A 21,845-nucleotide genomic window follows, 5' to 3' on the forward strand; every position below is an offset into this window, starting at 1 on the left:
CGGGCCTCCAGGCGGGCGGGACCGCCCGCCTGGAAGCCGGATGAAGGGGCTCCTACTGGAGCATGCCCTCGACGAGTTCCGTGTTCACCGAGGAGACACCTGACGTGGTGATGCCGGACGACGTGCCGGGGAGGCGGAGTGAGCCGTCGACGATGCCGGTGACGAACAGGTCGGCGTGACCGTCACGGTCGGTGTCACGGAGGCGGACCGTGTCGCCGAAGCAGTCGTTCCATGCCACGGAGCCCGGCACGCCGGCGGTGTTGCGGGCGAACCACTGGGAGCCGGTGCCGGTGATGCCGCGCGCGCTGCCGCGCAGGACGTGGACTCCGCCCTCGGTGTTCTGGTCGTTGATCTTCTCTCCGTACGCACCGATCGCCAGGTCCTGGTAGCCGTCGCCGTTGACGTCGGAGGCCGAGACGGAGGAGCCGAACCGGTCATCGGTCTCGGGCGTGCCGGCCACGCCGCTGGTGGCCTGGGTGATGCGGGCACTGGTGGCGGGCCCGGTGGAGGAGCCGTACCAGACCGACACCGCGCCCTTGTTGTTGCCGTACATCTGGGTACCGACCGCGAGGTCGCCGTAGCCGTCCTTGTTGAAGTCGGCGATCACCCCTTGGTCGTCGAAGAGGTCGGCGTAGTTCGTGACCAGGCGCAGGGTCTTGCCCGAGGTCAGCGTGGAGCCGCCCTTGATGAACCAGGCGTCCGTGCCGAAGTTGTCCGGTTCGTCGACGAGTCCGACGATCACCAGATCGGTCTTGGAGTCGCCGTTCATGTTGCCGGCGACCAGGGACCCGGACTCGAAGCTCGACGAGGACTTGTCGAGGGTGGAGACCGAACCGGCCACGCCGGAACGGGTGAGGGAGCCGCGGTAGACGTACGTCTTGCCCGCGCTGATCGCAGCGAGGTCCTTCTTGCCGTCCCCGTTGAAGTCTCCGGCGGCGAGGTCCCGGCCGAAGTGGCCGTTGGACCGCTTGGCGCCCATATTGGGGATCGAGGTGCCGCCGGAGAGGCCGCCCGCACTTCCCCACAGGATGGTGACGGAGCCCTGTTCCGTGAACCCGTTGACGTCCTCGCCGTACGCCGTCACCGCCAGGTCCGCGTATCCGTCGGCGTTGAAGTCGGCGGGGGCCATGACACCGCCGAAGAGGTCACCCTCCTCGTCGGCACCGGGGACACCGGGGCTGGACTGGTCGATCACCTGGGTCCGGGAGCCGGGTCCGTTGGCGGTGCCGAAGGTGATCAGGACGCCGCCGCCCGGGCTGTGCCCGGGCGAGTAGGTGGCGTAGTCGCGATAGCCGTCGCCGTTGAAGTCGTCCGCGTACTTCGCAGCGGCCGCGTTCGCTGAGGGGGCCGTGAAGACGGGGACGAGGGCCGCCACGAGGAGCGCCGCGCAGGCTGCGGGGCGAATGCGCATGAAAGTTCTCTCCGATGTTCCGTGCGACCGCCCGTGCGCCGGGCGATACCTCCGGGACACGGGTCGGTTGATGAACAGGAGACAGCGGGCAAGGGCGGAAGGTTGCAGGGGGAGCGGAGGGAATATACGGGCCGGGGACGAAGCGGGACGAGCCGGCCGGGATGAGCGCATGCCCCACGACATTCATGCGTGCTCTCCGTCGTCCGGGCCGTCCGGGCCGTCCGGGCCGTCCGGGGCGGGCAGCCGCCCGCCCCGGCTGTCCGCGACGCGCAGCACGTCACCGAGGGCCGCGCTGGTCCGCTTCAGCGTCACCCGCAGGGTCAGCGGCCCGGCCGCCGGGTCGTCCAACACCTCCTCCGCGTCGGCGAGTACGGCGGCGGCGTCGCGCATCTGCTCCGCCTCCATCGCATCGGCCTTCAGGGAGAGGAAGCCGTACGCATTGTCGGTACTCAGGAAGCACGGCTTTCCGGATGGCGTCGCCCACGGCAGCAGCCGCAGCGCGGAACCGGGCAGCTGGGGGTTGTCGGGGTCGTAGGTCATCGCGCGATCACCAGCGTCCGGCGTCGCGCGGGCCGCGTCTGCCGCCTACGTTGTTCCCAGCGCTCCCGTCGCTCTTCGGGCGTCAGCAGGTAGGGCCGGACGAGGTCCGCGTCCTCCCCGCGTAACGGGACCTCGGGCCCTCGCCACACGGGTACGCGGACCGGCGCGACGTACACCGCCGCGGTGGCCGGCGCACCGGCGGGCGCACGGTGGCGCCCCCTGGCGGGAAACAGCAGACGCAGCAGCGCCTCGCGGAGCCGGGCGATAGGTTTGCTCATGTCGTCAACCTCTGGGGGTTGGTGGCCATGCCCCCGGGCCGTCGCTAGCGGTCGCGGGGGTCTTTGCGTACAACCATCAATGTCAGTGACGACGAGTAGTCTCGCCAGTACTCAGAGTGTGACGAGTCTTTTCGCACAAGGGGGTTGGGGCATGGGCAGTACGTACGGGGACTGGCTCCGCGAACAACGGGAAGCGGCGGGCCTGACGCAGCAGCAATTGGCCGACGCGGCGGTGATGACCCGCTCGCACATCGCGCACATCGAGGCGGGGCGCCGGATCCCGTCGAAGGAGGACGCGCGACGGCTGGACAAGGCGCTGGATACGGGGAATGTGCTGAGTAGTTTTCTGCCGCGGGATGACACGACGGTGGCCGATCGCTTCGCGGATGCCTTGAAGCTTGAACAACAGGCCACGACCATCCGCGAGTTCGCCTCGTCCCTCGTGCCTGGGCTCTTCCAGACGAAACGGTATGCGCATGCGGTGATGCGCACGGCCTTTCCACCGTGGAGCGAAGAAGAATGTGACCGGCTCGTCGTCACACGGCTTGAGCGAGCGAAGATCCTTACTGACCCTGTGACGCCTGTGCTGTGGGTGCTGCTGGACGAGGCGGTGTTACGCCGCCCGGTGGGTGGCCCGGCCGTCATGGCGGGACAGATCGCGCACCTCATGCGACTGGTCGAGAGCGGTCGGGTCCGTGTTCATGTATTGCCGCTCGGCCTGGGGGCCCATCCGCTCATGATGGGCTTGATGAAGCTGATGCGGTTCGAGGATCAGCCTCCGGCTGCGTATACGGAGGGTCTGTCCGTAGGCAAGCTGCACGACTCCCCGACCGTGGTCCAACGGCTTGAGGACGTCTACGATCTGGCATTGAGTGATGCCTTGCCGTTGACGGAGTCCCTGGCCCTCATGAGGGCAACAGCGAAGGAATACGGACACCATGACTGAGTACAGCATTCCGAACGCCGCCACTCTGAGCGGCTGGCGCAAGTCCTCGTACAGCGACAACGAAGGCTCGGAATGCGTTGAGGTCCTGGACGGTCACCCGGCCGGTGTCCCTGTCCGTGATTCCAAGAATCCGCATGGCCCGGCGCTCGTGTTTCCGGCCGCGGCCTGGGCCTGCTTCGTTACGGCTGTCAAGGAGCGGGAGGCGGCGTGACATGGCTGAGCGAGTCGTTCCGCGGGCTTTAGCGCGGACCGGGTGGCGCAAGTCGTCGTACAGCGGGGCCGAAGGGGGCAGCTGTCTGGAGGTCTTGGACGGTCACCCCGCCGGCGTCCCCGTCCGGGACTCCAAGGACCCGCACGGTCCGGCGGTCGTCTTCCCGGTCGCTGCCTGGCGGGCGTTCATCGGGGCCGTCAAGGACTCGCCTACGGTCTGATCGCCGTCGCCTTGAAGAATGTGTAGTGGAAGGTGCCGCCGGGCTCCGCGGTGCGGCGCAGGTCGGCGAGGCCGCGGTTCCAGGCGGCGGGTGTTGTCAGGCCGGTGCGCAGGGCCTCGTCGCGTACGGACTCGATCATGGCGATGAAGGTCTTGCGGGTGAAGCCGTCGACGAGTGCCGGGCGGGTGGCGTCGGCGTAGACGGTACGCGGCTGCACCGCTACGTCGCGGAAGCCGGCGTCGGTGAGGAGGGGCTGCAACTCCCGTCCCAGCAGAGCGTTGCCGCCGGCCGCCGACTGGAGGTGCACCTGGTGGGCGATGACCTCGTGGGCGTGGCGGCTGTCCGGGTGGAAGAGGGCCGAGCCGTGGTCTCCCTCGATCGCCGTGAGGGTGCCACCGGGGCGCAGCACGCGGCGGAGTTCGGTCAGGGCCTGTGCCGGGTCCCGTAGGTGTTCCAGGACGAAACAGGCGAAGAGGTGGTCGAAGTGACCATCGGGATACGGCAGTTGGTGCAGGTCGGCGCGGCGCCAGGTGACGTCGGCCGCGGGGGCCTGGGCGGCGACATGGGCGCGGGCCTGGGTGAGTGACTCCTCGGACAGGTCGACGGCGGTGATCCGCGCCCCGGGACTGCTGTGGGCCAGGTGGACGGTCTGCGCGCCGACGCCGCAGCCGACCTCCAGTACCCGGCTGCCGGCCGGGTACGCCGTACCGGCGTGCAGCAGCGCGGCGAGGGTGTCGGCCTGGTCGCCGAGGCGGTGTGCCTCGCGGGGCGAATAGCCGTGTACGTAGGTGGGGTTGGGCGTCGCGGTGGGGCTGGGCATGGGTTCAGCCTGCCGCGGACAATGGACCGATGCACAGGTCCAATGAAGAGTGCTTCGAAAGGTCCATAAGTGCGGACCCGGCCGAGGCCACCGCGGGCGGCGCGTCGGACTTCCTGCAGCTGGACATGGGGGACGCGCCGGCGGGCGGGCGCGCCGACTGGCTGGCCGGGCAGTTGCGGCGGGCGATCGCGGACGGCCGGCTGCCGGTGGGGAGCAAGCTGCCCGCGACCCGGGTGCTCGCCGCCGAGCTACGGGTTTCCCGCGGGGTGGTCACCGAGGCGTACCGGCGGCTGGGCGAGGACGGGCAGTTGGCCGGGCGGGGGCGGGGCGGCACGGTCGTGGTGGCCGCGCCCGTGCCGGCCGTGGGGGAGGAGAGGCCGGAGAAGGCGCCGGGGCATTCCACCGCTGTGGCGTTCGGGGCGGTGCCCGGTGCGGACGTCTTCGACGCGCTGCGGGCCGCGCCCGCCCGGATCGACCTCTCTCCCGGGGTGCCGGATCTGGCCGCGTTCCCGCGCGCCGCCTGGCTGCGGGCCGAGCGGGCGGTGCTCGCGGATCTCCCGGCGGCCGGGTTCGGGTACGGGGACCCGCGCGGCACCCCCGCGCTGCGGCGGGCGGTCGCCAACTGGCTGGCTCGTTACCGCGGGCTCAGGGCGCACCCGGACGAGGTGCTGATCGTCTCCGGTACGGCGCAGGCGCTCGGGCTGATCGCCCAGGTGTTCTCCCGCGACGGCATCGGCGCGGTCGCGGTGGAGGACCCCGGCTCGCTCGGCGTGCGGCAGCATCTCGCCCACTGGGGGGTCGCGACCCCGCCGGTGCCGGTCGACGAGGAGGGGATACGTGTCGAGGCGCTGCGGGCGAGCGGGGCGCGGGCGGTGCTGCTCACCCCGGCGCACCAGTTCCCCACCGGAGTGGTGCTCGGCGGCGGACGGCGCCGGGAGCTGATGGGCTGGGCGGCGGAGGGCGGTCTGATCGTCGAGGACGACTACGACGCCGAGCACCGCTACGACCGGGCGCCGGTGCCCGCCCTGCGCTCCCTCCTGCCCGAGCAGGTCTGTTACGCGGGCAGCGTCTCCAAGCTGCTGGCACCCGCGCTACGGGTGGGCTGGCTGCTGGCGCCGGCTGCGTACCGGGAGGCGTTCGTGGACGCCAAGCGGTTCGCGGACCTCGGCAACGCCGTGCTGCCCCAGTTGGTGCTGGCCCGGCTGATGGAGTCCGGTGAGCTGGAGCGCGGGCTGCGGTTGCTGCGGAGGCGGCATCGGCGCCGCCGGGACGCCATGATCGCGGCGATCGCCGACCGTCTGCCGGGCGCGACGGTGCACGGCGCCGCGGCGGGGCTGCACCTGACGATCACCTTCGGGGACGAGGCCGGGCCGGGGGCCGACACGGAGCTGGCCGCGGCCGCCCTCGCACGGGGCGTCAAGGTCCATCCGCTGTCCTGGCACGCCCAACGCCCGTACCGCCAGGGCCTGGTGCTCGGCTATGCGGCGCGCTCGCCGGGGGAGATCGCGGAGGGCGTGGGCGTCCTGGGCGAGGCGCTGGCCAGTGGGGTGCCACCTCGGTGAACCGGCGGCGCTCGGGCCGAACCGGGCACGTGGGCGTGGCGTGCCCGGAGGTTTCGCCGGGTCTTCCGGCGGGTGACCGGCCGGGATCAGGGCTCGATGACTCCTGCGTGGGCGCTGGACGGGGGCAGGATGGCCGTCGGGGTGGTCGCGCCGGCGAAGGAGACGTCATAGCCGCCGTTGGCGAGGATGAGGGACAGGAGCAGCGTCTCGTTCAGCCGGGCGGTGCCCTGGGCATCGGTGATGCCGGTGCCCGTGATGTTGCCGCCGACATGGAACACGATGGTCTGGCCGGGCACGGGCAGACCGGTGACCGTGTCGGTCAGCGTGGCCGTCAGGAACGGGAAGTACACGTGCGGCGGGAACAGCTTCGACAGCGCCGGGGTCGCGGCCAGCGAGGTGGCGTGGACGGGGAGCACGTAGGTGAAGCCGCCCACCAGCGTGGCGCTGCCGCCCGGCGTGGTGACGGCGACGTCCGCGGGACCGGCCACTCCGGGAGGAGTGATCGCGGTGAGCTGCGTACCGGTGGCGTTGACGCTCACCCCGGTGGCGGGGTTGCCGCCGATGTCGACGCTCGCCCCGGTCAGGTTGGTGCCGGTGATCGTCACGACCGTGCCGCCCGCGATGGGCCCTTGGTTGGGGGTGATGCCGGTCAGCGTCGGGTCGAACTGGATGACGCTGACGCTGCTCGCGTTGATGTTGCTGACGTAGACCTTGTTGTTGACGGCGACCGCCACGGCGATCGGTCCGGCGCCGACGGGGATCGGAGCGCCGACGACGGTGTTGGTGGCGGTGTCGATCACCGTCACGCTGTTCGCCGCCCGGTTGGCCGTATAGGCCATCCCGTCGGCGCCGACCGCGATGCCCCACGGCTGGTTGCCGACGGGGATCGCGGCACCGACGACGGTGTTGCTGATGGTGTTGATCACCGTCACGCTGTTCGACCCGATGTTGGCGACGTAGGCGTTGCCGTTGGGGGCGATCGCCACGAAGTTCGGCTGGGCGCCGACGGGGATCGGGCCGCCGACGACGGTATTGCTGGCGGTGTTGATCACCGTCACGGTGTTCGATCCCCGGTTGCAGACGTAGGCGTTGCCGTTGGGGGCGACCGCGATCCCGACCGGCTGGGCGCCGACGGCGATCGGGCCGCCGACGACGGTGTTGGTGGTGGTGTCGATCACCGTCACGGTGTTCGCGGCGAAGTTGGTGACGTAGACGCGTCCGCCGGGGACGGCCGCCACCACGGCCGGCTGGTTGCCGACGGGGATCGGGCCGCCGACGACGGTGTTGGTGGCGGTGTCGATCACCGACACCGTGTTCGACCCGCTGTTGGGGACGTAGGCGTTGCCGTTGGGGGCGACCGTCAGCCAGACCGGCGTACCGCCGACGCCGATCGGGCCGCCGATCACGGCGTCCGTGGTCGTGTCGATCACCGACACGTTGGCCGACCCGGAGTTGGCGACGTAGAGGTTGTTGTTGGGGGCGGTCGCCAGCCCGACCGGGTTGTTGCCGACGGGGACCGATGTGACGGCCAGGAAGAGGTGCGCCGGGGCTGCCGCCTGGCTCACCTGCGCCGCCTGGCCGGGGAGCGTGGCTGCCTGCAGCAGCTCCGGCGTCGGTGACTGAAGGATCGTATTCATGTGGGGCCCCTTCGATGGGGCCGCCCGGCCGCTGCACCCCATGCCGCCAAGCCCTCACGCGGGCATCGGCACAGGTACAGAGATCCCGCTCCGGGGCACCGCACCCACAGACCACACGTCACAAAAACACGACAGGCTGCGCATCCCCGAGGAGGGATGGGCAGCCCATTGGTTCGGTCGCTGTTTCCGTTCCCGCGCGCGGGGAGACCGAAACCTCCGCCGCGCGCCGGCCCGGCTACCTCACCCGATGGCCTTGAAGCTCATGACGCCGAAGGGGAAGGCGTCCCACTTCTTTCCCCAGCTGAGCGCGAAGGACTTCCCCTTGCAGTTCGGCTTCGCGTAGAGGGTGAGCAGGTACGGGGTGTTGTTGTTGATCGAACGGGCCGGCTCGGAGCGGCTGTTGTAGCAGGTGCCCGGCTTGACGTGCAGCTTCCCGGACTTGCCCTGGTAGTGCGGCTTCGACCAGACGCAGGCGTAGTTCCTCGCGCAGCCGCCGCTCGCGGCGTGCGCGGGGCTCGTCATCACGGCCAGGCCGAGACATCCGGCCGCGGCCAGCACGCCGGTCGAGCGCGCTATGTGCTGGATGGAACGCACAGAAATCCCCCAGGGATGCGGCGCGTTGACGTGCGGCCGCGGCGGGTGAAGCGTTCGCCGGAGCCGCGCCGTCAGCCCCGGGGGACGGCCTGCCACGGCGGGCGGACCGGGAGCGCGTCAGCGGAACGGCAGCGGGTGGCCCTTCTCGGCTTCCGGGCGCGGGCCGAAGATACGGCGCTCCGCCTCCGTGATCGCCACGTCGTGGATGCCGGCCTCGCGGCGGCGCATCAGGCCCTGGTCGTCGAACTCCCACAGCTCGTTGCCGTAGCTGCGCCACCACTGGCCGCCGGCGTCATGGCTCTCGTACTGGAAGCGCACCGCGATGCGGTTGCCGCTGTACGACCAGAGTTCCTTGCGGAGGGCGTAGTCCAGCTCGCGGGCCCACTTACGGCGCAGAAAGGCGACGATCTCGTCGCGGCCGGTGAGGAAGGTGTCGCGGTTCCGCCAGACCGAGTCCTCGGTGTAGGCGAGCGCCACCTTCTCCGGATCGCGGGTGTTCCACGCGTCCTCGGCGGCCTGCACCTTCCGGAGCGCGCTCGGCTCGTCGAACGGGGGGAGGGGCGGGCGGGGTGCCATGGCGGGGTCCTTGTCTCCGTACGAGGGAGAACGAGCGTTCTCCGCTGCTTCGGCTAGTGTAGAGAACGATCGTTCTCGCGCAAGGCCGAAACCGTCGGGGAGTCATGGATCAGGAAGAAGCCCGCACGCGGATACTCGACGCCGCGGAGCGGCTGTTCTACGGGCGCGGGGTACAGGCCGTCGGCATGGACGAGCTGCGCACCGCCGCCGGGGTCTCGCTCAAGCGCCTCTACCAGTGCTTTCCCGCCAAGGGCGACCTCGTCGAGGCGTATCTGCGGCGGCGGGACACGCGGTGGCGGGCCGCGCTCGCGGAGTACGTCGAGGGGCGCGCCGGGGGGCCCGGGGAGCGGCCGCTCGCGGTCTTCGACTGGCTGCACGACTGGTTCGCGGAGCCGGACTTCCGCGGCTGCGCCTTCCTCAACTCCTTCGGGGAGCTGGGGGCGACCTCGGACGGGGTCGGCCGCGTCGCCCGGGAGCACAAGCGGGCCCTGCTGGCCTATCTGACCGGGCTCGTGCGTGCGCTGCCGGTGGACGGACCGGACGCGGTGGCGGGTCAGTTGGCGCTGCTCGTCGACGGGGCGATCACCACCGCGGCGCTCACCGGCGACCCCGCGGCCGCCCGGCACGCCCGTACCGCCGCGGGGAGCCTGCTGGCGGCGGCGGGCGCACGCGAGGCGTGACGCGCCGCCGCCGCCGGATCCGGGCCGGTCGTCCGCCGGCCTCGGGGTTACTTCCGGGGTGTTACTGGAGGTGGCCCAGGGTGCGGACCGCCTCGTAGTACTTCTTGGCGACCTTCAGGCAGCCCTTGCGCTGCAATTCGGTGTACGGACCCCACTGCCTCTTGCACTGGTTCTGCATGTCCTCGAGGAAGGAGTCGTCCACCCGCTTCTTGTGCGCACGGGTGAATTCATGCATCTTCTTGTAATTGCGGTAACCGAAATCGTGCCGGGCGCAGGACTCCCAGAAGTGGAAACCGCCGGGGTTGTCGCTGACGTGGGAACAGCCGTCGGTGCCCCAGTCGAAGCGGTACGCGTCGTGCCCGTCCTGCCACTTGACGCGGGTGTTCTCCCACAGCGGCATTGCGTACTTCTCGGTCAGCTGGTTCAGCCGCTTGAGCTTCTGTGCCTTGCTGATCGCCGCCGCCTGGTGGTCAGCCGTGGCAGAGGACGTGCGCACCGTGGAGCCGTCCGGGTGCGCGGGGCCGGCGAGCGCCGGGGTGGCCGCGGAGAGCGCGAGTACGCCGCTCAGTGCGGCGCCGGCCAAGGACATGCCGACTTTCTTCACGTGTAATTCCCCCATTCTCGGGAGCTTCCGGGCGCGATCGTCCCGGAAGCGTTACGCGGCCGGCCGGAGAAAGGTGGTCAGGGCACAGCAAGGCACCCACGTGAAAGTGAAAGTGCGTCCGTGCGTTCTTCCCCCGAACTGACCGCGCCCGAAGATTAACACGCCATCAATTCATCGACAGGTCAAAGGAAGAAAAGATCCGGACGCGAGAATTCCGCCGAGAATGCGGAATGAATTGCTCCTCATGGGGAAACGAAGAGGCGAGTGAGCCTTCTCCGGCCCACTCGCCTGCCACGACGTCGGAGTGCTCAGCCCAGCACCCGCTCCAAGGAGGCCAGCGCCGAGGCCAGTTCCTCGTCGGTGATGGTCAGCGGCGGGGCGAGCCGGATCGTCGAGCCGTGGGTGTCCTTGACCAGCACGCCTTCCTTGAGGAGGCGTTCGCTGATCTCCCGGCCGGTGCCGAGGGCGGGATCGACGTCCACGCCGGCCCACAGGCCGCGGGCCCGGAAACCGGTCACGCCCTTGCCGGTCAGCGCGGCCAGGCCGGCGCGCAACTGCTCGCCCCGCTCGGCCGCCCGGCGCTGGAACTCCCCGGTGGCCAGCAGGTCGATGACGGCCGAACCGACCGCCGCCGCCAGCGGGTTGCCGCCGAACGTGGAGCCGTGCTGGCCGGGGCCGAGCACGCCCAGGACGTCGCGCCGGGCGACGACCGCGGAGACCGGGACGATGCCGTCGCCCAGCGCCTTGCCGAGGAGGAGCACGTCGGGGACGACGGACTCGTGCTCGACGGCCAGGGTCGTGCCGGTGCGGCCCAGCCCGGACTGGATCTCGTCGGCGATGAACAGGCAGCCGGCGCGGCGGGTCAGTTCGCGGACGCCGGTGAGGTAGCCGTCGTCGGGGATCAGCACGCCCGCCTCGCCCTGGATGGGCTCGATCAGCACCGCGGCGGTGGTCTCGTCCACGGCCGCTTCGAGCGCGGCGAGGTCGTTGTAGGGGACGGTGCGGAAGCCGGGGGCGAACGGGCCGAAGCCGACGCGGGCGGTGTCGTCGTCGGAGAAGCCGACGATGGTCGTCGTACGGCCGTGGAAGTTGCCGCCGGCCACCACGATCGTCGCCTTGTCCGCGGGGACGCCCTTGACGTCGTACGCCCACTTGCGGGCCACCTTGATGCCGCTCTCGACCGCCTCGGCCCCGGTGTTCATCGGCAGCACCATGTCCAGGCCGGTCAGCGCGGCCAGGCCCTCGGCGAATCCGGCGAGCCGGTCGTTGTGGAAGGCGCGCGAGGTCAGGGTCAGCTGGTCGAGCTGGCGGTGTGCGGCCTCGATCAGGTCCGGGTGCCGGTGGCCGAAGTTGAGGGCCGAGTAGCCGGCCAGCATGTCGAGGTAGCGGCGCCCCTCGACGTCCTCGACCCAGACGCCCTCGGCGCGCGCCACGACCACCGGCAGCGGGTGGTAGTTGTGCGCCAGGACCGGGGCCTCGGCCTGGATCAGCTCGGCGGACGAGCGGGGCGCGCCGACGACGGCGGTACGGGTGGGAGCAGTCATGAGCGGATCTCCTGGGTGCAGCACTTGATGCCGCCGCCGGCCTTGTGGAACTCCGAGAGGTCGACGGGGACGGGGACATAGCCGCGGTCGGTGAGCTGGTCGATCAGGCCGGTGGCCTGCGGGGCGATGAAGACGTGCCGGCCGTCGGAGACCGAGTTGAGGCCGAACGCCATGGCGTCCTCGCGGGTCGCGAGCACCGCGTCGGGGAACAGCCGCGCGAGCACCTCACGGCACCCGGGCGAGAACGCGTCGGGGAAGTACGCCACGTTCTCCTCGTCGAGGGCGAACAGCGCGGTGTCGAGGTGGTAGAAGTGCGGGTCCACCAGCTGGAGGCCGATGGTCGGGACGCCGAAGAACTCCTGCGCCTCGTGGTGCGCGGCCCGCGCCGTACGGAAGCCGGTGCCGGCCAGCAGGAAGCGGCCCGCCGGGACCAGGTCGCCCTCGCCCTCGCACACCGACTCCGGCCGGTAGACGTCGAACCCGGCGGCCTTGAACCACGTCTCGTACGCGGTGGACTCCGGCCGCCGCTCCGGCGCGTGGAACAGCGAGCCGAAGACCCGGCCGCGCATCACCACCGCGCAGTTCGCCGCGAAGACCATGTCCGGCAGGCCGGGGACCGGCGGCACGGACTCCACCGCGTGCCCGTGGGCGCGGTAGGTGTCGATCAGCGTGGACCACTGCCGGGCCGCGCGTGCCGTGTCGACCGGCACCTCCGCCCGCATCCACGGATTGATGGCGTAGCGCACCTCGAAGTGCCTGGGCTCGCAGACCAGATAACGCCGTGGACTCGCCACTCGACTCGTCGGCACAGGAGTACCCCCTCCGCTTCCATGTGAGGACACGTTCCTCTGAGGACATGCGGGGTGACCAGCTGTCACCGGTCGTCACCCGCGGTGCCTCAACGGTAGGAAGGACGCATTCCGGCCACAAGAAACAAACGCTGCTCAGTGGCGCACGAATACTGCGGAGAAGTGCAGGTCAACGCTGCTTTCCTGCGCCGTTTCCGGCCGCGGTCCCCCGGCCGCCCGCCTCCGGGCTCTCCGGCAGCAGGTGGGACAGCACCATGTAACTGATCGTCTTGCGGATGAACGGCTCCGCCCTGATCCGCTCCAGCACCTCTTCGAAGTGCTCGACGTCGGTCGCCCGCACGTGCAGCAGCGCGTCCGCGCCCCCGGTGACGGTCATCGCGGCGGCGATCTCCGGGTGGTTGCGCACCACCTCGGCCAGCCGCCGGGGCGGCGCCGCGCTGTCGCAGTACACCTCGACGTACGCCTCGGTCAGCCAGCCCAGCGCGGCCGGCCGGACGGTCGCGGTGAAGCCGGTGATGACGTTGGTTTCCCGCAGCCGGTCCACCCGCCGTTTGACCGCGGTCGACGACAGTCCGACGGACGCCCCGATCTCCGCGAAGCTCGCCCGGCCGTTGTCGATCAGGGCCTTGACGATCTTGCGGTCGAGCTCGTCGAAGGGCACGGCCTTGTGGGTCACTGGACCTCCCGTTCCATCCAGGTGCCGCTGGCGTCGCGGTCGCCTCACGGTAGCGGTAGCCGGCCCGGCGGTGGCGTATCCCCCACCCCGCCCGCCAAACCCCCAGTTCAGGCATCTATGCAGGTCACAGGGGGTGGCGTAACGTCGCCGCAACACCGCTCGCCTAGCGTCGGTGTCCCGCTGGCGAAGGTGAGGAGGCCGGGCCGTGCAGCATGCGACGGTGAGGGACGACGGGGCCGGCGACGGGCTCACCCGGGCGGACCGGGCCCGGCGGGTGGCGAACGTGCTGCGCGGGCAGGTGCTGCGCGGGGCCTTCGCGGACGGGGTGCTGCCGGACGAACGGGCCCTGGTCGCCGAGTTCGGCACCTCGCGCAACACCGTGCGGGAGGCGCTCGGGCTGCTCCGCGACGAGGGGCTGGTGGCGCGGCGGCGGGGCGTGGGCACGGTCGTCGTCGGCCGGGCCTATCAGCACCCGCTCGGCGAACTGTCCGGGCTGGCCGAGGTGCTGCAACGGCACGGCACCGTCGTCAACGAGGTGCGGGAGGCGCGCAGCGTACGGCCACCGCTGACGGTCGCCCGGCGGCTGGGCCTGGCGGAGGGCACCCCGGCCGTCTATCTGGAGCGGCTGCGGCGGGTGGACGGACTGCCGCTGTCCCTGGACTGCACGTACCTCATCCAGGAGGTCGGGGAGCCACTGCTGGCGCGCGGGCGGGAGACGCTGGAACGGCAGGACGTCTTCGACCTGATCGAGCAGGTGGCGGGCGCGCCACTGGGCCGGGCGGAGGTGTCCGTCCAGGCCGTGGTGGCCGACCCGGCGACCTGCGCGGTGCTCGCGATGCCCGAGGGCGGCGCGGTCCTCGCCGTCGAGCGCCTCACCCGGCTCGCCGACGGCCGCCCCGCCGACCTGGAGTTCATCCATCTGCGCGGGGACCGGCTGACCCTGCACGCCACCCTCGACCGGGCCGCCCGGCATGTTGCCGACCTCCCTGTCACGTAAGGGAGTTGGTGCGGCCGCCGCGGTACGGGGAGCGCCGCGCGGCGCGCTGACCCTCGCGATGTGCCTGTGCGTCACCCTGGTCATCGGCATGGTCTCGGCCGTCAACCTCGCCCTGCCCGCGCTGGCGGCGAGCGCGCTGCACCCCTCCGCGCAGGCGGTGATCTGGATCGTGGACGGCTATGTCGTCGTCTTCGCCTGTCTGCTGGTGCCGGCCGGTGCGCTCGCCGACCGGTGGGGCCGCAAGGGCGTGCTGCTGTGCGGCATGGGGGTCTTCACCGCCGGCTGTGCGGTCTGCGCGCTGGCGCCCGGTGCCGGGGTGCTGATCGCGGGGCGGATGATCAGCGGGGCGGGGGCCGCCGCGGTGCTGCCCACCACGCTCGCGCTGCTGGTGGAAGGGCGCGACGAGCGGTCGCGGCGGCGGGCGGTCGCGGTGTGGGCGTCGATGACCGGGCTCGCCGCGGTGCTGGGCAACGTCGGCGGCGGGGCGGCCGTCGAGTACGGCGGCTGGCGGACCCTGTTCGGGTGTGCGGTGCCGCCGGCGCTGGCGGCGCTGGTCCTGGCCGGGGTGGTCGCACCGGCCGGCGCCCGGCACCCGCGGCCGGTCGCGCCGCTCGGCAGCGCGCTGCTCACCGGGGGCTTCCTGACCCTGCTGTACGGGCTGGTCCGCGGCCCGGAGGAGGGGTGGCGGAGCCCGGCTGCGCTCGGGTCGCTCGCCGCCGCGGCGCTGCTGCTGACCGGGTGGGTGCGCTGCGAACTGCGCGCCGACCGGCCGCTGCTGGACCCCCGGCTGTTCGCCCGGCCCGCCGTGCGCGCGGGCGCGCTGGGCATGGCCGCCCTGTTCACCGGCATGTTCGGGCTCTTCTACCTCAACGGCCAGTACCTCCAGTACGCCAAGGGCCACGGCCCGTTCGGCGCGGGACTGCGGCTGTTGCCGATGGCCGCGGCGCTGTTGACCGGCCCGCGCTGCGGGCTGCTGCTGGAGCGGCGGTGCGGGCGGCGGGGCACGGTCGTGACGGGGATGCTGGTACAGGCCGCCGGGCTCGGCACGGTCTCCGGCGCCGACGCGCACACCCCCTACGCGTGGTACGCCCTGGGGGCCGGGCTGACCGCGCTCGGCTGCGGTATCACCACCCCGCTGCTCTCGCACGCCATGATGGCGGCGCTGCCGCCCGAGCGGGCCGGGGCCGGGTCCGGGCTGCAGAGCCTGGCGAGGGAGGTGGGCAGCGCGCTGGGCATCGCCGTGACCGGCACCCTGACCACCGCGGTCTTCACCGCCCGCCTGCCCGTGGCGCTGTCCGGCCGCGGCCGGCCGACGACGGTGGCGGCGGCCGAGGCCCGTAGCTCCGGCCCGCGGATGCACGCGGCGGTGGTCGACGCGTTCACCGCCGGGCTGCACACCGCGACCCTGACGCTGGCCGCGGCGGTCACCGTCGTGGCGCTGATCGTCGCCCGGTGGATCCCGTCGGACCGGTCACGCAGCGGTGGTGCCGGGCGTCGGCGCCCGGCACCGGACCCCGCCCCCGGCCGTCCGCGGCGCTAGGGGGTGTCTCCCCGATCTCCGTGGGCCTGCGACGCCTGGCACCGCACCTCGCGGCGTTGTCGCATCACCCACGGACACCCAGTCCGAGGGCGACGCTCCGCCTTGCGATGCACGGCACCAGACGCCGCAGGCTGATCCACGGAGATCGGGGAGACACCCCCTAGGCGGGCCCCCCCCGGCCGCCCCGCGAGACCCCGCCCTACACCGGCTCCACCCGCTGCAGCTTCGCCCGGCGGACGACCTCCGGGCCCAGCTTCGCGGCCCGGGCCACCAGTGCCGGGCCGTCCCAGTCCGTCGGCCAGCCGTGCCACAGGCGGAGCTTCCCGCCGACGACGACCGCGGCGATCTGGTCGCGGTTCGCCAGCCGGACGAGTTCCCAGCGCAGGTCGTAGGAGGGCGTCAGCTCGGGGACTTCGAGGTTCACGACGAGGAAGTCGGCGGCCTTGCCGGCCGCGATCTCACCGGTCACCCCGCCCAGGCCGAGCGCGTCGGCGCTGCCCGACGTCGCGTGCTCCAGCCACGTCCGCCCGGCTCCGCACACCGAGTCGCCCGCCGCCATCCCGTACGCCAGCCGCTGGGCGGTCTCCCCGGCGTCGATCATCCGGAAGCCGTCGCCGCGGGTGCCGTCGGTGCCCATGCCGAAGCGCACGCCCATCGCGGCGAGCAGGGTCGCGTGCGCCACGCCGTTGCCCTTCCAGGCGCTGGCGACCGGGTTGTAGCTGATGGCGGCACCGGAGTCGGCCAGCAGCCGGGTCTCGGAGGGGGTGAGCAGGGTGGCGTGCGCGCCCAGGGTGTGCGGGCCGAGGGCGCCGATGTGGTGCAGATACTCCAGCGGGCGGCGGCCGGTGCTCTTCAACGAGCGTTCCACGGACGCCAGATGTTCGTTGACGTGGACCTGGAGCACCGCACCGGCCTCGGCGCACAGGTCGGCGGTCTTCCTGATGACGTCGGCGGACGCGTCCTCGGGGACGGCGATGGCCAGCGAGGGGTGGACCAGCGGATGCCCCTCCCAGCGCCCCAGGTGCTCCGGGCCGCCGGTGCCGGACGAGACGATCTTGCCCAGGACGCAGCGGATCCCGGCTTCCTCGGTGCCCTTCGCGAGCGCCCGGACGTCGACGGGGGCCCGGGTGCCGGCATCGGCGACGGTGGTGAAGCCGCCGCGCAGCGCCTCCAGCGCGGCCAGTTTCGCCGAGACGTAGGCGCTCTCCTCGTCCAGTGCGTGTTCCAGCGGCTCCCACACCGTTTTGAAGATCTCCGACGGCTGGCCGAAGGACTGCGCCTTGCCGAAGCTCTGGGTCAGATGGTGATGGGCGTCGACGAAGCCGGGCATCAGCAGATGGCCGTCCAGGCGGACCGGTCGCAGGTCCCGGTGGGCGGCGATGAGCTGTTCCGCGGGGCCGACGGCGCGGAACTTCCCGCCGTCCACCAGCACCGCCCGGCCGCGGGCCGGCCCGTCCGGCAGGAGCAGCAGCTCGGGGACCAGCAGGTGCCGGCTGCCGTGGAAGTCCGTGGGCCGCGGCCCCTTGTGGGGGGTGTCGGCCGCGGCGGTGCCGGGGGAACCGACGCCCGAGGCGCCGACGAATCCGCCCACGCCGGCCAGAAACCCGCGCCGTCCGAAGCCGCTGTGCTGTTCGTTCGCCAACCCGCTCGCCTGCTTCCCGTACTGCGGTACGTGTGTACCTCTTGCTGGACCGTCCCCGGGGTGGCCTGACCCTAGGACCGGGCCGTAAGTGGAACAAGGGTTCCGGCATACGGGATTTGCAGGGTTTGGGCGCGGGTGGCGGAACGCCGCCGCGCCCTCGGTGCGTGCCTGGTCAGGGCAGGTGGCCGGGCGCTGCCGGGTGGCGTAACACCGCGGAAACATGGGGCCGCTGACGGTGGGGGAGCCGGGCGCGTGGGTCCGCCCCGCCCCGCCCGGCCCCCCGTGGGATCCTGGTGCGTCATGGATCTGCCGGGCGGACGGTGGACGGACGTGCGGCGATGACGAGGGTGCCCCGATGAGACTCTGCTTCCTGGTGGAGGAGCAGTACCGCTACGACGGCATGCCGCTGGACGTGATCCGCCAACTCACCGCCTGGGGGCACCAGGTGGACGTGCTGTGGCCGGGCCGCTCGCTGCTGCCGCTGTCCGAGGCGGTGCGGGCCGGCAGCCATGACGCCTGGGTCCTCAAGACCGTCTCCGGCGGCCCCGGCCTGACCCTCCTGGAAGCGGCGGCCGCGGTCGGGCTGACGACGGTGAACGACGTCCGGGCGATCCGGGGGGTGCGCGACAAGGCGCTGGCCGCGGTGATCGCCCGCGGCAGCGGACTGCCGGTCCCGGTGACCTACGCGGCTGCCCGGGCCGAGGAGTTCGCGCAGATACCCGAGGCGGAGTTCCCCCTCGTCGTCAAGCCCGCGGACGGCAGCTCCGGGCGCGCGGTACGGCTGGTCGAGACGCCGGACCGGCTGCCCGCCGCCGGCGCGGCGGAGCCCGCGGAATCGGGCGGGGCGGCCGGCGGCCTGCTGATCGCCCAGCCGTACGTGCCCAACTCCGGTACGGACCTGAAGGTGTACTGCGTCGCCGGTGAGCTGTACGCGACCGAGCGCCGCTCGCCGCTGCACCCCGGGCACCCCGTACGGGAACGCCAGGTCCCGCTCACCGCCGAGGTCGCCCGGATCACCGCGGAGATCGGCGCGGTCTTCGGCCTCGACCTGTACGGCGTCGACGTGCTGCTCGGGCCGGACGGCCCGGTGGTCGTCGACATCAACGACTTCCCCAGCTTCCGTCAGGTGCCGGACGCCGTCGCCCGGGTCTCCTCCGCGGTTCTGCGTCTCGCCCGCAAGGGAGCGGAACCGGCGGTTCCCGGCCCGGCCGCCCCCGCCGAGCCCCCGCTGGCGGCGATCGGCGGCGACCGGTGAGGATCGGCCTGATCACCGCGGACGCCGCCCACCCGGTGCTGGCCGCGACCGGCGCCCTGCTCGTCGGGGAGGGCCACCGGGTCGAGGTCGTGGACCCCGGTGGCGTGCCTGAGGGCCCCGGCCCGCTCGCCGACGTCTACCTCCTCAAGGCCCGTACGCCCCGGGCGCTGGCCCTCGCCGCCCGCCTGGAGGGGCGGGGCGCCGCGGTCATCAACTCCGCGGCGGCGACCGCCCGTTGCCAGGACCGGGTGGCGATGGCCGAGCTGGCCCGCGGGGCCGGACTGCCGTTCGCCCGCACCCGCTTCGTGGGCACGCCGGCGGAGCTGGCCGCGGCCGGGGAGCCGGCCGGCCCGCTGGTCGTCAAGAGCCGCCACAGCCGGCGCGGCGACCTGGTGACCCGCGCCGACAGCACCGTACGGCTGCGGGAGCTGGCCGCCGAGTGGCCCGAGGAACCGGTGGTCGTGCAGGACTTCCTCGCCGGCAGCGGCTGGGACCACAAGGTGTGGGTGGTCGACGGGCGGCTGTTCGCCGGGCTGCGCCGCTCCGAACTGGCCCCGGAGGGCCGCGGGGAGACGCTGCCGCTGCCGCCCGGCGAACTGCCCGCGGACTGGCGCGCCCTCGCCCTCGGGGTCGGCGAGGTCTTCGGCCTGGAGGTCTACGGCGTGGACCTCCTCGACGCCGGCGGCGGCGCCCCGCTCCTCGTGGACGTCAACGCCTTCCCCGGCATCCGCGGCCAGGCCGGCGCCCCGGAGGCACTGGCGGAACTCGCCCTGCGTACGGGGGCACGAGCCGGAAGAAGGGCGTCGGGAAACGGCCCCGAATGATCAATGAATGACATCGGCCGAGCGGAAAGGGCGGGGAGGCGGAAGCTCCTCCTCCGTAAGGTCTAGTGCGGCAATCCCCGGGGTAGCGCTGCCCCGTCAGGGGGGCGTGGTCCAGCACGTCTTCCTCCACACGTATGGGGAGAGGCCAGAACGGTGACCAAGCCATTCGAACTGCCCGACTTCTACACGCCCTACCCGGCGCGGCTCAACCCGCACCTGGAAGCGGCGCGTACGCACTCCAGGAAGTGGGCCCGCGGCATGGGGATGCTGGAGGGCTCGGGCATCTGGGAGCAGCGGGACCTCGACGCCCACGACTACGCCCTGCTCTGCGCCTACACCCACCCCGACTGCGACGCGGAGGCGCTGTCACTCGTCACCGACTGGTACGTCTGGGTCTTCTTCTTCGACGACCACTTCCTGGAGAAGTTCAAGCGGACGCTGGACCGCGCGGGCGGCAAGGAGTACCTCGACCGGCTGCCCGCCTTCATGCCGATGGACCTCGGCGCGCCGGTGCCCGAGCCGACCAACCCCGTCGAGGCGGGACTCGCCGACCTGTGGGCGCGCACCGTGCCGCACATGTCGGCGGACTGGCGCCGGCGGTTCGCCGAGAGCACCGAGCACCTGCTCAACGAATCGCTGTGGGAACTGTCCAACATCAACATCAACCGGGTGCCCAACCCCGTCGAGTACATCGAGATGCGCCGCAAGGTCGGCGGCGCGCCCTGGTCGGCCGGGCTGGTGGAGTACGCGACCGGGGCCGAGGTCCCGGCCCGGGTGGCCGGCTCCCGTCCCCTGCGGGTGCTGCGTGACACCTTCTCCGACGCCGTCCACCTGCGCAACGACCTCTTCTCCTACCAGCGGGAGACCGAGGAGGAGGGCGAGCTGAGCAACGGCGTGCTGGTCCTGGAGACCTTCCTGGACTGCACCACCCAGGAGGCCGCGGACGCCGTCAACGACCTGATCACCTCACGGCTCCAGCAGTTCGAGAACACCGTGGTCGCCGAACTCCCGGCGCTCTTCCTGGAGAAGGGCCTCGACCCGAAGTCCTGCGCGGACGTGCTCGCGTACGCCAAGGGGCTGCAGGACTGGCAGTCCGGCGGCCACGAATGGCACATGCGCTCCAGCCGCTACATGAACGACGGCGGGGCGGCGGCCGGCTCCGCACCAGCCTGGTCGCCGTTCTCCGCCGGCGGCCTCGGCACCTCGGCCACGGACCTCAAGAAGGCCCTGGCCACGGCCGGCGCGCACCGCGTCCGCAGCCACACCCACGTCCCGCACCAGCAGGTCGGGCCCTCGCGGATCCCCGACTTCTGCATGCCGTTCCCGCTCACCCTGAGCCCGCACCTGGAGGGCGCCCGCCGCCGGGTCATCGACTGGGCCGACCGGATGGGCCTGCTCCAGCCGCAGCCCGGCGTGCCGCTCTCCGACGTCTGGGACGAGGCGGCGATGGCCCGGCACGACCTGGCGCTGTGCGCGGCCGGCATCCACCCGGACGCCACTCCCGAGCAGCTCGACCTCGACTCCGCCTGGCTGGCGTGGGGCACCTACGCGGACGACTACTACCCGCAGGTCTTCGGCCGGACCCGGGACGCCGCCGCGGCCTACGCGTGCACCGAACGGCTGAAGCTCTTCATGCCGCTCGACCCCGCGAAGACCCCGCCCGAGCCGGTCAACGCCATGGAACGCGCACTGGCCGACCTGTGGCCCCGTACGACCCGCCCGATGACGCCCGAGGCCCGCCGGGCCTTCCGCGCGGCCGTCGACACGATGACCGCCAGCTGGCTCTGGGAGATCGACAACCAGATCCAGAACCGCATCCCGGACCCGGTCGACTACATCGAGATGCGCCGGGCCACCTTCGGCTCCGACCTCACCATGGCCCTCAGCCGCCTCGGCCACGGCCGGCACATCCCGCCGGAGGTCTACCGCACCGGCACCCTCCGCTCGCTGGAGAACGCCGCCGCCGACTACGCCGCCCTGATGAACGACGTCTTCTCCTACCAGAAGGAGATCGAGTACGAGGGCGAGGTGCACAACGGCATCCTGGTCGTCCAGACGTTCTTCGACTGCGACTACCCGACCGCGCTGGCCATCGTCAACGACCTCATGACCTCCCGCATCCGGGAGTTCCAGCACGTCGCCGCGAAGGAACTCCCGGTCGTGTATGACGACTTCCAGCTGCCGGCCGAGGCCCGCGCCACGCTCGACGGTTATGTGCGGGAGCTGGAGAACTGGATGGCGGGGATCCTCAACTGGCACCAGCGCTGCCGGCGCTACATCGAGCCGGAGCTGCGCCACCCGGTGGGCTCACCGGGCCGGCTCGGTGCCCCGTCGGGGCTGGGGACGTCGGCGGCCCGGTTCTTCCAGCGAGCGGCCGCGAGCGCCGGATGACGCCGGTGGGCCCGTGAGGGGCGCGCCCGCCGGGCCGGTTGCGGACTGCCGCGACCGGCCGCGCGTGCCCCCTGTGCTCCTCCCGTGC

General features: G+C 72.2%; 22 protein-coding genes. 10 read left to right on the forward strand and 12 right to left on the reverse strand.

All coding sequences use genetic code 11. The features are described 5' to 3' along the window. Window positions 1–52 precede the first annotated feature (52 nt). The 3 genes from OO62_RS27660 to OO62_RS38340 all read right to left on the reverse strand — a co-directional run bounded on the left by OO62_RS27660 (window position 53) and on the right by OO62_RS38340 (window position 2,229). The gene (locus OO62_RS27660) at window positions 53–1,411 is read right to left on the reverse strand and encodes an FG-GAP-like repeat-containing protein (protein WP_033270337.1); all 1,359 of its coding nucleotides are present in this window, start codon (window positions 1,409–1,411) and stop codon (window positions 53–55) included. Window positions 1,412–1,594: 183 nt separating this feature from the next. Then, window positions 1,595–1,951 carry a hypothetical protein gene (locus OO62_RS27665; protein ID WP_051733656.1) on the reverse strand — a complete coding sequence of 119 codons (357 nt, stop codon included), beginning with the start codon at window positions 1,949–1,951 and terminating at the stop codon, window positions 1,595–1,597. Beyond that, window positions 1,948–2,229 carry a hypothetical protein gene (locus OO62_RS38340; protein WP_078617380.1) on the reverse strand — a complete coding sequence of 94 codons (282 nt, stop codon included), beginning with the start codon at window positions 2,227–2,229 and terminating at the stop codon, window positions 1,948–1,950. Before OO62_RS38340 ends, OO62_RS27665 begins: the two co-directional genes overlap by 4 nt. Before the next feature lie 151 nt (window positions 2,230–2,380). Between OO62_RS38340 and OO62_RS27670 the strand changes: the two genes are divergently transcribed. The 3 genes from OO62_RS27670 to OO62_RS27680 are packed head-to-tail and all read left to right on the forward strand — an operon-like array spanning window position 2,381 to window position 3,606. After that, window positions 2,381–3,175 carry a helix-turn-helix domain-containing protein gene (locus OO62_RS27670; RefSeq protein ID WP_033270338.1) on the forward strand — a complete coding sequence of 265 codons (795 nt, stop codon included), beginning with the start codon at window positions 2,381–2,383 and terminating at the stop codon, window positions 3,173–3,175. Then, window positions 3,168–3,386: a DUF397 domain-containing protein gene (locus tag OO62_RS27675; protein WP_033270339.1), complete on the forward strand. Its 219-nt coding sequence runs from the start codon at window positions 3,168–3,170 to the stop codon at window positions 3,384–3,386. Before OO62_RS27670 ends, OO62_RS27675 begins: the two co-directional genes overlap by 8 nt. A gap of 1 nt (window position 3,387) precedes the next feature. Continuing rightward, window positions 3,388–3,606, forward strand: coding sequence for a DUF397 domain-containing protein (locus OO62_RS27680; RefSeq protein ID WP_033270340.1), 219 nt, complete (start codon window positions 3,388–3,390; stop codon window positions 3,604–3,606). Here the strand turns inward: OO62_RS27680 and OO62_RS27685 are convergent. Beyond that, a complete protein-coding gene (locus OO62_RS27685) occupies window positions 3,596–4,426 on the reverse strand; it encodes a methyltransferase domain-containing protein (protein WP_033270341.1) in 831 nt (276 codons plus the stop codon). The genes OO62_RS27680 and OO62_RS27685 overlap by 11 nt on opposite strands. A gap of 29 nt (window positions 4,427–4,455) precedes the next feature. On the opposite strand from OO62_RS27685, the gene pdxR reads away from it, so the two are divergent. Further along, on the forward strand, window positions 4,456–5,988 hold the full coding sequence (pdxR, locus tag OO62_RS27690; RefSeq protein ID WP_033270342.1) for a MocR-like pyridoxine biosynthesis transcription factor PdxR: 1,533 nt from the start codon (window positions 4,456–4,458) through the stop codon (window positions 5,986–5,988). Between the two features lie 86 nt (window positions 5,989–6,074). On the opposite strand, the gene OO62_RS37125 is transcribed toward pdxR, so the two are convergent. From OO62_RS37125 to OO62_RS27705, 3 genes are all read right to left on the reverse strand, one after another. Continuing rightward, a complete protein-coding gene (locus OO62_RS37125; RefSeq protein ID WP_051733657.1) occupies window positions 6,075–7,625 on the reverse strand; it encodes an IPT/TIG domain-containing protein in 1,551 nt (516 codons plus the stop codon). 240 nt (window positions 7,626–7,865) lie between these two features. After that, window positions 7,866–8,219, reverse strand: a complete 354-nt coding sequence (locus OO62_RS27700) for a peptidase inhibitor family I36 protein (protein WP_033270343.1) — start codon at window positions 8,217–8,219, stop codon at window positions 7,866–7,868. Window positions 8,220–8,336: 117 nt separating this feature from the next. Further along, window positions 8,337–8,795: a nuclear transport factor 2 family protein gene (locus OO62_RS27705; protein WP_033270344.1), complete on the reverse strand. Its 459-nt coding sequence runs from the start codon at window positions 8,793–8,795 to the stop codon at window positions 8,337–8,339. A 104-nt stretch (window positions 8,796–8,899) separates the two neighbouring features. On the opposite strand from OO62_RS27705, the gene OO62_RS27710 reads away from it, so the two are divergent. Further along, window positions 8,900–9,475 carry a TetR/AcrR family transcriptional regulator gene (locus tag OO62_RS27710; protein ID WP_033270345.1) on the forward strand — a complete coding sequence of 192 codons (576 nt, stop codon included), beginning with the start codon at window positions 8,900–8,902 and terminating at the stop codon, window positions 9,473–9,475. Between the two features lie 61 nt (window positions 9,476–9,536). On the opposite strand, the gene OO62_RS41585 is transcribed toward OO62_RS27710, so the two are convergent. From OO62_RS41585 to OO62_RS27730, 4 genes are all read right to left on the reverse strand, one after another. Then, window positions 9,537–10,064: a phospholipase gene (locus OO62_RS41585; RefSeq protein ID WP_228332496.1), complete on the reverse strand. Its 528-nt coding sequence runs from the start codon at window positions 10,062–10,064 to the stop codon at window positions 9,537–9,539. Window positions 10,065–10,387: 323 nt separating this feature from the next. Continuing rightward, complete coding sequence (gene rocD, locus OO62_RS27720) at window positions 10,388–11,623, reverse strand: ornithine--oxo-acid transaminase (RefSeq protein ID WP_033270346.1); 1,236 nt, start codon at window positions 11,621–11,623, stop codon at window positions 10,388–10,390. Beyond that, window positions 11,620–12,432 carry a dimethylargininase gene (gene ddaH, locus OO62_RS27725; protein ID WP_033270347.1) on the reverse strand — a complete coding sequence of 271 codons (813 nt, stop codon included), beginning with the start codon at window positions 12,430–12,432 and terminating at the stop codon, window positions 11,620–11,622. The genes rocD and ddaH overlap by 4 nt, the downstream gene beginning before the upstream one ends. Window positions 12,433–12,601: 169 nt before the next feature. Beyond that, on the reverse strand, window positions 12,602–13,108 hold the full coding sequence (locus OO62_RS27730; RefSeq protein WP_033270348.1) for an Lrp/AsnC family transcriptional regulator: 507 nt from the start codon (window positions 13,106–13,108) through the stop codon (window positions 12,602–12,604). A 205-nt stretch (window positions 13,109–13,313) separates the two neighbouring features. On the opposite strand from OO62_RS27730, the gene OO62_RS27735 reads away from it, so the two are divergent. Both OO62_RS27735 and OO62_RS27740 read left to right on the forward strand, forming a co-directional pair. Continuing rightward, a complete protein-coding gene (locus OO62_RS27735) occupies window positions 13,314–14,105 on the forward strand; it encodes a GntR family transcriptional regulator (protein WP_228332497.1) in 792 nt (263 codons plus the stop codon). Further along, window positions 14,080–15,645, forward strand: a complete 1,566-nt coding sequence (locus OO62_RS27740; RefSeq protein WP_051733659.1) for an MFS transporter — start codon at window positions 14,080–14,082, stop codon at window positions 15,643–15,645. Before OO62_RS27735 ends, OO62_RS27740 begins: the two co-directional genes overlap by 26 nt. A gap of 199 nt (window positions 15,646–15,844) precedes the next feature. On the opposite strand, the gene OO62_RS27745 is transcribed toward OO62_RS27740, so the two are convergent. Further along, window positions 15,845–17,287: an amidohydrolase family protein gene (locus OO62_RS27745; protein WP_397787759.1), complete on the reverse strand. Its 1,443-nt coding sequence runs from the start codon at window positions 17,285–17,287 to the stop codon at window positions 15,845–15,847. 355 nt (window positions 17,288–17,642) lie between these two features. Here OO62_RS27745 and OO62_RS27750 point away from each other — a divergent pair, with 355 nt between their 5' ends. The 3 genes from OO62_RS27750 (at window position 17,643) to OO62_RS27760 (ending at window position 21,757) form a co-directional block, all read left to right on the forward strand. Continuing rightward, on the forward strand, window positions 17,643–18,542 hold the full coding sequence (locus tag OO62_RS27750; protein WP_051733660.1) for an ATP-grasp domain-containing protein: 900 nt from the start codon (window positions 17,643–17,645) through the stop codon (window positions 18,540–18,542). Next, entirely contained in the window at window positions 18,539–19,366 is an 828-nt protein-coding gene (locus tag OO62_RS27755; protein WP_033270349.1) for an ATP-grasp domain-containing protein, read from the forward strand. The genes OO62_RS27750 and OO62_RS27755 overlap by 4 nt, the downstream gene beginning before the upstream one ends. Before the next feature lie 153 nt (window positions 19,367–19,519). Next, the gene (locus tag OO62_RS27760; protein WP_033270350.1) at window positions 19,520–21,757 is read left to right on the forward strand and encodes a family 2 encapsulin nanocompartment cargo protein terpene cyclase; all 2,238 of its coding nucleotides are present in this window, start codon (window positions 19,520–19,522) and stop codon (window positions 21,755–21,757) included. Window positions 21,758–21,845: the final 88 nt, after the last annotated feature.

The organism is Streptomyces lydicus, from assembly GCF_000717345.1.
Taxonomy (GTDB): Bacteria; Actinomycetota; Actinomycetes; order Streptomycetales; family Streptomycetaceae; genus Streptomyces; species Streptomyces lydicus.